We start from the raw sequence: 8,284 nt of genomic DNA on the forward strand, positions 1-8,284 counted from the left end.
CGGCCCGCAGTCCGCGGCGCCGGCCGGGCGACCGGACCCGCGCGCGGCGGCCGGGCCGCGCCGACGTGGAAGGATCGGCCCGGTGACGCTCACCGACCGGCTGACCGGCGACGGACCCCGCGGGATCGGGTCGGACGCCGCGCTCGACGTCTTCGTCGAGTGGGCGGGCGAGCGCGGGTTCGCCCTCTACCCGGCGCAGGAGGAGGCCGTCCTCGCCCTCGCCGACGCCAGCCACGTCGTCCTCGCGACGCCCACGGGGTCCGGCAAGTCCCTCGTGGCCGTCGCCGCGCACGCCCAGGCGCTGGCGACCGGCCGACGGTCCTGGTACACCGCGCCCATCAAGGCCCTGGTCAGCGAGAAGTTCTTCGCCCTCGTCGAGACCTTCGGCGCCGCGAACGTCGGGATGCTCACCGGCGACGCAACCGTCAACCCCGGCGCCCCGATCATCTGCGCCACGGCGGAGGTCCTCGCCAACCACGCCCTCCGCGAGCGCGACGCGTCCGACGTGGGCCTCGTCGTCATGGACGAGTTCCACTTCTACGGCGAGCCGGACCGCGGCTGGGCCTGGCAGGTGCCGCTGCTGCTGCTCCCGGACACCCAGATGCTCCTCATGTCGGCGACCCTCGGGGACACCCGCGACCTCGAGCGGGACCTGCACCGGCGCACCGGCCGCGACGTCGTCGCCGTCACCGGGGCCGAACGACCGGTCCCGCTGGAGTTCGAGTGGGTCCTCACCCCCGTGCACGAGACCCTCGAGCTGCTGCTGCGCCACGACCGCGCGCCGGTGTACGTCGTGTCCTTCACCCAGTCGGGCGCGGTCGAGCAGGCGCAGGCCCTCTCCTCGGTCGACATCGTCTCCCAGGAGCGCAAGGCCGCCATCAAGGACGCCGTCGGCGGCTTCCGGTTCGGGAAGGGCTTCGGGCACACCCTGCGCCGGCTCGTGCTGCACGGCATCGGGGTGCACCACGCCGGGATGCTGCCGAAGTACCGGCGCCTCGTCGAGACCCTGGCCCAGGCCGGGCTGCTCGCCGTCATCTGCGGGACCGACACCCTCGGCGTCGGCATCAACGTCCCCATCCGGACCGTGCTGCTCACCTCGCTCACGAAGTACGACGGCCGCAAGCAGCGGCTGCTGCGGGCGCGCGAGTTCCACCAGATCGCCGGACGCGCCGGCCGGGCGGGCTTCGACACCGTCGGGTACGTCGTCGTCGAGGCGCCCGAGCACGTCATCGAGAACAGCAAGGCGCTGGCCAAGGCCGGGGGCGACCCGAAGAAGGAGCGGCGGATCGTCCGCAAGAAGCCGCCCGAGGGCGTGCTCACGTACAACGAGGCCGCCTACGACCGGCTCGTCACCGCCGACCCCGAGCCGCTGCAGTCGAAGATGCGCGTCACCCACGCGATGGTGCTCAACGTCCTGGACCAGTGGGAGGGCCAGCAGGACGCGCTGTGGACGCTGCTGCTGGACAACCACGAGCCGGAGGAGCGCCAGGAGCGGCTCGTCGAGCGGGCGGTGCAGGTGCTCGGGTCGCTCGTGCGGGCCGGCGTCGTCGAGCCGGACGACGGGTCGTCCGTCGAGGACTGGCTGCCGGCCGCGCCCGAGCCGGCCGAGCCGCCGGACGAGGAATCGGACGAGCCCGGCGGGCCCGCCGGGTCCGGCGCCTCGCCGTCCGGTGGAGGACCGTCGCCGGACGGTGTCGACGACGAGGCGAGGTCGCTGCTGCCGCCGGGCGAGGGTCTCGGGGCGCTCGGCGAGGCCCTGGCCGCCGCCGGCCTCGCCCCCGCCACCCCCGACGAACCCCTGCCGGCGGAGGGCAGCGGGATCTCCGCAGCGTCCGGGGTGCGCGGATCCTCCGAGGCCCTGCCCGCAGAGGGTGGTGGGCCGGAGCCCGTCGAGCGGTTCCTGCGCCGCGAGGACCGCTACGACGAGGGACCGTTCCAGGTCGCCCTCGACCTGCACGACGGCTTCGCCCTCAACCAGGCGCTGTCGGCGTTCGCGCTGGCCGCGCTGGAGCTGCTGGACACCGACTCGCCGGACTACGCGCTCGACGTCGTCAGCGTCATCGAGGCCACCCTGGACGACCCGCGCCCGGTGCTCATGGCCCAGCAGTTCGAGGCGCGCGGCGAGGCCGTCGCGGCGATGAAGGCCGACGGGCTGGAGTACGAGGAGCGGATGGACGCCCTCGAGGACGTGACCTGGCCCAAGCCCCTGGCCGAGCAGCTGGAGCTCGCGCTGCGCACCTACCGGCAGAGCCACCCGTGGGTGGACCCGCGCGACCTGTCGCCCAAGGCCGTCGTCCGCGAGCTGTTCGAGCGGGCGATGTCCTTCGGGGAGTTCGTCGCCCACCACAAGCTGGCCCGCGCCGAGGGCGTCGTCCTGCGCTACCTCACCGACGCCTACCGGGCGCTGCGCTCGACGGTGCCGATGTCCGCGCGCACCGAGGAGCTCGACGACCTCGTCGAGTGGCTGGGCGAGGTCGTCCGGCACACCGACTCCAGCCTCCTCGACGAGTGGGAGTCGCTGACCCACCCCGACGCCGCGGCGGGAGGGCCCGAGGTGAGGCCGGCGACCGAGGGGCGGGCGCTGTCGACCAACCCGCGGGCGCTGCGGGTCATGGTGCGGCAGCTGATGTTCCGCCGGGTCGAGCTGCTGGCGCTGGGGCGCTACGAGGCGCTGGCCGCGCTGGACGGTGGGCTCACCCTCGAGGCCTGGCAGGACGCGGCCGCCGAGTACCGCACCGAGTACGACGCCATCGGCACCGGTCCGGCGGCGCGGGGCCCGGCCCTGTTCTCCGTCGACGAGTCGGGCGACACCGGCGGTGGCGGGGCCGGACCGGACGAGGACGCGGACGCCGACGACGGCGGGCGGACGTGGGTCGTGACCCAGATCCTCGACGACCCCGAGGGCGACCACGACTGGCGCATCGTCGCCGAGCTCGACCTCGACGCCACCGACGAGGCCGGCGAGCCCGCGCTCACGGTCCTCTCCTTCGCCCCCGCCACCGCCTGACTCCCCTCCCCCGCCGACGCCCGGACCCCGGGTCCACGCTCGTCGACCAGGGGCACCCACCGCGAACGGGGGTGAGAACCTCCGCCATCCCGACGGTCCTTGACCCACACCCGCGAGCAGAGCCTTCCGGGTCGGGGGGCCGGCAGGTCAGGGGTGGGGGTGGCGGGGGTGTGACGGGGAGGTGACGTCTCGGAGCCTCGAGGTGTGGCTGTCGGTGGTCTGGGTAAGGATGGTCGGACTGACCGGCTACCTGATGGAAGGACCCCGGCCATGACCACGACGCAGTGGGACGCCACGAGCCTCACCACCCGCTTCCAGGAGGTCCGGGCGCACACCGAGCGCCTCGCCTCCCCGCTCTCCCCCGAGGACCAGACGGTCCAGTCCATGCCGGACGTCAGTCCGACGAAGTGGCACCGGGCGCACGTCACCTGGTTCTTCGAGACCTTCGTCCTCTCCGAGCACGAGCAGAACTTCAGCCCGTTCCAGGAGAAGTACTGGTTCCTCTTCAACAGCTACTACGAGAGCCTCGGCCCCCGGTACGCCCGGCCCGACCGCGGGCTCGTCACCCGGCCCGGCGCGCACGACGTCGGCGAGTACCGCGGCAACGTCGACGCCCGCATGCTCGACCTCGTCGCGGGCCTCGACGACGGCACGCTGCACAAGCTCGCCGCCACGATCGAGCTCGGGTTCCACCACGAGCAGCAGCACCAGGAGCTGCTCCTCATGGACATCAAGCACGTGCTGTCGCGCAACCCGCTCGAGCCCGTCTACGGCGGCACCCGCCCCCAGACCTGCGCCCCGGACGCCATGACGTTCGTCGACGTCGAGGGCGGCCTCGTCGAGGTCGGCCACGAGGGCGACGGCTTCTCCTTCGACAACGAGCTGCCGCGGCACCGGCAGTGGCTGGAGCCCTACCGGATCGCCGACCGTCTCGTCACGAACGGCGAGTGGCTGGAGTTCATGGCCGACGGCGGCTACGAGCGCCCCGAGTTCTGGCTGTCCGACGGCTGGGGCCGGGTCAAGGCCGACGGCTGGCGGGCCCCGTTCTACTGGACCCAGCACGACGGCGTGTGGCTCGAGCACACCCTGCACGGCACGTGGCCGGTCAACCCCGGCCTGCCCGTCGCGCACGTGAGCTTCTACGAGGCCGAGGCCTACGCGACGTGGGCCGGCAAGCGGCTGCCGACCGAGGGCGAGTGGGAGCACGCCGTCGTCGCCGACGGGCAGGCGGACGCCGCGCACTCCGGCGGCAACCTCGCCGACCTCGAGCACTTCCACCCCGCCCCGGCCGCCCCGGCGGGCGGCGAGCACCGGCTGCGCCAGGTGTACGGCGACTGCTGGGAGTGGACCTCCTCGGCCTACCACGCCTACCCGGGCTTCCACCCGCCCGAGGGCGCGATCGGCGAGTACAACGGCAAGTTCATGTCGGGGCAGATGGTGCTGCGCGGCGGCTGCGCCCTCACCCCGCCGGGGCACGCCCGCGCCACCTACCGCAACTTCTTCCCCCACGGCGCCCGCTGGGCCCTCTCCGGGGTCCGGCTCGCCGACGGCGGCGCGCCACGGGTGGCGGCGTGAGCGCCGGGACCGGCGGCGGCCGGGGCACCGGGAGCAGCGGCCCGTCCGACGTCGTCGAGCCGCGCGTCGAGGTGCTGCTCGACCCCGGCCACGCCGGCGGCTCGCTCGTCGAGGACGTCCGGCGCGGCTTCGGCTCGGCCCCCCGGCAGCTGCCGCCGAAGTGGCTCTACGACGACGAGGGCTCGCGGCTGTTCGACGAGATCACCCGCCTGCCGGAGTACTACCCGACCGAGGCCGAGCGCTCGATCCTCGCCGAGCACGCCGAGGACATCGCCGCCGCCTGTGACGCCAGCACCGTCGTCGAGCTCGGCAGCGGCACGAGCGACAAGACCCGCACCCTGCTCGACGCCTTCCGCTCGCCGTCCCGGCCGGGCGGTCCGCTGCGGCGCTTCGTGCCGGTCGACGTCTCCGACGGCACCCTGCGCGAGGCCGCGGCGATGCTCAGCACGCGCTACCCGGGGCTCGCGGTCGAGGCCGTCGTCGGCGACTTCACGCTGCACCTCGGCGACCTGCCCAGGGGCGACACCCGGATGGTCGCCTTCCTCGGCAGCACGATCGGCAACTTCTACGTCGAGGAGCGCCGGGCGTTCCTCGGCGCCCTGGCCGACTCGCTCGACCCCGGCGAGTGGCTGCTGCTCGGCACCGACCTCGTCAAGGACGTCGGCCGCCTCGTCGCGGCCTACGACGACGCGGCCGGCGTCACCGAGCGGTTCATCCGCAACGCCCTCGTCGTCGTCAACCGCGAGCTCGGGGCCGACTTCGACCCCGGGGCCTTCAGCTACGTCCCGTTCTGGGACCCGCGGATGGAGCGGATCGACATGCGGCTGCGGGCGGAGGAGCCGCAGGTCGTCACCGTCCCGGGCGCCGACCTCGTCGTCGAGCTCGCGACGGGCGAGGAGATCCGGCTGGAGATCTCGACGAAGTTCCGGCGCGAGGGCATCCGCGCCGAGCTCGCCGACGCCGGCTTCACCGTCACCGACACCTGGACCGACGCCGCCGGCGACTTCGCCCTCACCCTGGCCCGCCGGGACTGACGGCGTAGCGCCCCGCGCGCCACACGCACGTCGCGCCGGGGTGCTCGACCGCTGTCCCGTGACCCCGGGCGCCCGATCGGCTTCGACCGGTGCCGGGTCACTCGGGGTGGCAGGCGCGGGATGCCGCGGCCGTCACCCAGAGTGGGGTCATGAGACTCGCCGGTGCCCACGTCGTCCTCACCGGTGCGACCGGCAGCATCGGCTCGCGCCTCGCCGAGCGGCTGGCCGGACGCGGTGCCCGGCTCACCGTCACCGCCCGCTCCGCCGAGGCCCTCGACGAGCTCGCGGCCCGCACCGGCGCGCTCGCCGTCCCGGCCGACCTCGCCGACGAAGGCGGCCCGGCCTCGTTGCTGACCTCGGCGCAGGACCGGCACGGTCCGGTCGACGTCCTCGTCCACAACGCCGCGGTCGAGGTGGCCGGCCGGCTGGAGGAGCTCGACGCGGACGGGCTCGCCGCCGCCGTCGCCCTCAACGTCCGGGCACCCCTGGAGCTGACCCGCCTCGCCCTGCCCGGCATGCGGGAGCGCCGGCGTGGTCACCTCGTGCTCGTCTCCTCCCTCGCCGGGGTCGCCACCTTCCCGGGCCTCACCCTCTACGGCGCGACCAAGGCCGCCCTGACCCAGGCCGCCGCCGGGCTCTCGCTGGACCTGCGCGGCTCGGGGGTCGGGACCACGCTGGTGGAGATCGGCCCGGTCTCCTCGACGATGATGAGCCGGGTCCGGGACCATCCGCCGACGGCGGCGGCCTTCACCCGGGCGGCCCGGCTCCGCGTGCTGCGCGACCTCGACCCGGACGAGGTCGCGGGCGCCGTCGTCGCAGCCGTCGAGGCGAACCGCCGTCACGTCCGGCTGCCCCGGCGGGCGGCCGTGCTGGCCGCGACCGCGGGCCTGCCCCGGGCTGTCGTGCGGACCGCGCTCGTGGGGATCGAGGGATGACGAGGCGCTCGGTCCGCCGCAAGGTCGCGGTGGCGACGTGGAGGGCCCGACCGAGGGGCGCATCCACGCGCGCAGCGAGGTCGACGTCTCCGCCGCCCTGGCCCACGTCGCGCGGCTGCGCGAGGACACCGGGGTCCGGGTGACCCTCACCCACCTCGTCGGGGCCGCCCTGGGCCGGGCCCTGCGTGCGGTGCCGGAGGCCCGCGCCCGCGTGGTCCTCGGCCGCATCCGGCCGCTCGAGGACTGCACGGTCTCGTTCGCGGTCGACATCGAGGACGGCGTGGACCTCGGTCCGGTCCGGGTGCCCGACGCCGACCGGCTGAGCACGGTCGAGATCGCCCGCCGCCTGCAGTCGGCGGTCGACGCCCTGCGCGGGGGCCGCGACCGTCACCACCGCAGCTCCAGCGCCCTGGTCCGCATCGCTCCCCGGGCCACGATGCGGCCCATCCTCTCGGCGGCCTCGGTCCTCGTCGGCGGGCTCGGCGTCCCGGCCTTCGGCCAGCCCGGGCGGCCGTTCGGGACGGCCTTCGTCTCCAACGTCGGCACGCTCGGGCTCGACGAGGCCTACCTCGCCCCGGTGCCCTTCGCCCGGACGGCGGTCTACCTCGCGGTCGGGGCCGTGGCCGACCGGCCGGTCGTCGTCGACGGGCAGGTCGTGGTCCGCCCGGTCAGCGTCCTCGTCGCCACCGCCGACCACCGCATCCTCGACGGCGCCCACGCCGGACGGCTGCAGCGCGTCGTCACCGACCTGCTCGCCGACCCCGAACGTCTCGACCGGCCGGCCGCCTGACGGGCCGGCCGGCACCGGACCGGGGCGTCGGGTCGGCGGGCGCCGTCGTCAGCCGGCGCGGCGGACCGGCGGTGCCGGTGGCGCCAGCGGCGGCGGGACGGGGCGCGCGGCGGCGCCGAGGATCAGGACGGCGAGGGGCCGGTGCCCGGCTCGAGCTGCGTCGCCAGGTACTGCTGGACACTGATCCGCTCGATGGCCTCGAGCTGGGACTCGAAGAAGTCGGCGTGCCGCTCCTCGTCGCGGACCATCTCCTCGAAGACGGCGGCCGAGCCGTGGTCGCCGAGCTCGCGGCACTCGCGGGCCGCGGCGTTGAACTGCGCGACGGCGGCGAGCTCGCTGGCGTGGGCGAGCCGCAACATCTCCTCGGCGGTCTCGCCGATGGTGATGGCCCCGAGCTTCTGGACGTTGGGGTGGCCCTCGAAGAAGAGGATGCGGTTGATGAGGGCGTCGGCGTCCTTCATCTCGTCGATGGACAGGTCGTAGAAGACCTTGCCGAGCCGGGTGAAGCCCCAGTTGTCGAGCATCCGCGCGTGCAGGAAGTACGTGTTCGTCACGGTGAGCTCGAAGGTGAGCGCCTCGTTGAAGAGGTCGACGACACGGCGGTCAACTGGCTGCACGGATGGGCTCCTCGTCCGGGGTGGCCTGGGGCTCGAGCGCCCGCAGGTCCTCCATCGTCGCAGCCCGGGTGACGTCGTGCGCGACGACGATCGCCTTGACCGAGAACACGCACCCGCCGCAGTCGGTGCCCGCCCCCGTGGCGCGGCAGACCTCGGCCAGCGAGGTGGCGCCCGCGTCGACCGCGGCCGTGATGGCGGAGTCGCCGACGACGTTGCAGTGGCAGATGATCACCGCGCACCTCCGTCCGCGTCGCGCCCGCGGCCGGTCCGCGAGGTCAGGTAACCCTCACCATACCAAGGGTTGCCTTACCTAATCCACACGCACG

Annotated in this window: 7 protein-coding genes; 5 read left to right on the forward strand and 2 right to left on the reverse strand. The window is 74.5% G+C overall.

Annotation, left to right across the window (positions count from 1 at the left end):
- Window positions 1–82 precede the first annotated feature (82 nt).
- From EPD83_RS20750 to EPD83_RS14810, 5 genes are all read left to right on the forward strand, one after another.
- The gene (locus tag EPD83_RS20750) at window positions 83–3,007 is read left to right on the forward strand and encodes a DEAD/DEAH box helicase (protein WP_407676031.1); all 2,925 of its coding nucleotides are present in this window, start codon (window positions 83–85) and stop codon (window positions 3,005–3,007) included.
- Window positions 3,008–3,277: 270 nt separating this feature from the next.
- A complete protein-coding gene (gene egtB / locus EPD83_RS14795; RefSeq protein WP_165566775.1) occupies window positions 3,278–4,582 on the forward strand; it encodes an ergothioneine biosynthesis protein EgtB in 1,305 nt (434 codons plus the stop codon).
- Window positions 4,579–5,616 (forward strand): L-histidine N(alpha)-methyltransferase, encoded by a 1,038-nt coding sequence (egtD, locus tag EPD83_RS14800; RefSeq protein ID WP_235950639.1) that lies wholly within the window; start codon window positions 4,579–4,581, stop codon window positions 5,614–5,616. Before egtB ends, egtD begins: the two co-directional genes overlap by 4 nt.
- 149 nt (window positions 5,617–5,765) lie before the next feature.
- Entirely contained in the window at window positions 5,766–6,551 is a 786-nt protein-coding gene (locus EPD83_RS14805; protein ID WP_165566776.1) for an SDR family NAD(P)-dependent oxidoreductase, read from the forward strand.
- Between the two features lie 37 nt (window positions 6,552–6,588).
- A complete protein-coding gene (locus EPD83_RS14810) occupies window positions 6,589–7,341 on the forward strand; it encodes a 2-oxo acid dehydrogenase subunit E2 (protein ID WP_165566777.1) in 753 nt (250 codons plus the stop codon).
- A gap of 122 nt (window positions 7,342–7,463) precedes the next feature.
- Here EPD83_RS14810 and bfr read toward each other — a convergent pair whose 3' ends face one another.
- Together bfr and EPD83_RS14820 are read right to left on the reverse strand one after the other, a co-directional pair.
- Window positions 7,464–7,958, reverse strand: coding sequence for a bacterioferritin (gene bfr, locus EPD83_RS14815; RefSeq protein WP_165566778.1), 495 nt, complete (start codon window positions 7,956–7,958; stop codon window positions 7,464–7,466).
- Window positions 7,945–8,190 (reverse strand): (2Fe-2S)-binding protein, encoded by a 246-nt coding sequence (locus tag EPD83_RS14820; protein WP_128367331.1) that lies wholly within the window; start codon window positions 8,188–8,190, stop codon window positions 7,945–7,947. Before EPD83_RS14820 ends, bfr begins: the two co-directional genes overlap by 14 nt.
- Window positions 8,191–8,284 lie beyond the last annotated feature (94 nt).

This window comes from Phycicoccus flavus (assembly GCF_004025965.2).
Classification (GTDB): domain Bacteria; phylum Actinomycetota; class Actinomycetes; order Actinomycetales; family Dermatophilaceae; genus Phycicoccus; species Phycicoccus flavus.

What these genes read in the sequence shown, in the direction of transcription:
- egtB (WP_165566775.1), top strand. Translation starts at nt 3,278, where the DNA reads ATGACCACGACGCAGTGGGACGCCACGAGCCTCACCACCCGCTTCCAG.
- EPD83_RS14805 (WP_165566776.1), top strand. Translation starts at nt 5,766, where the DNA reads ATGAGACTCGCCGGTGCCCACGTCGTCCTCACCGGTGCGACCGGCAGC.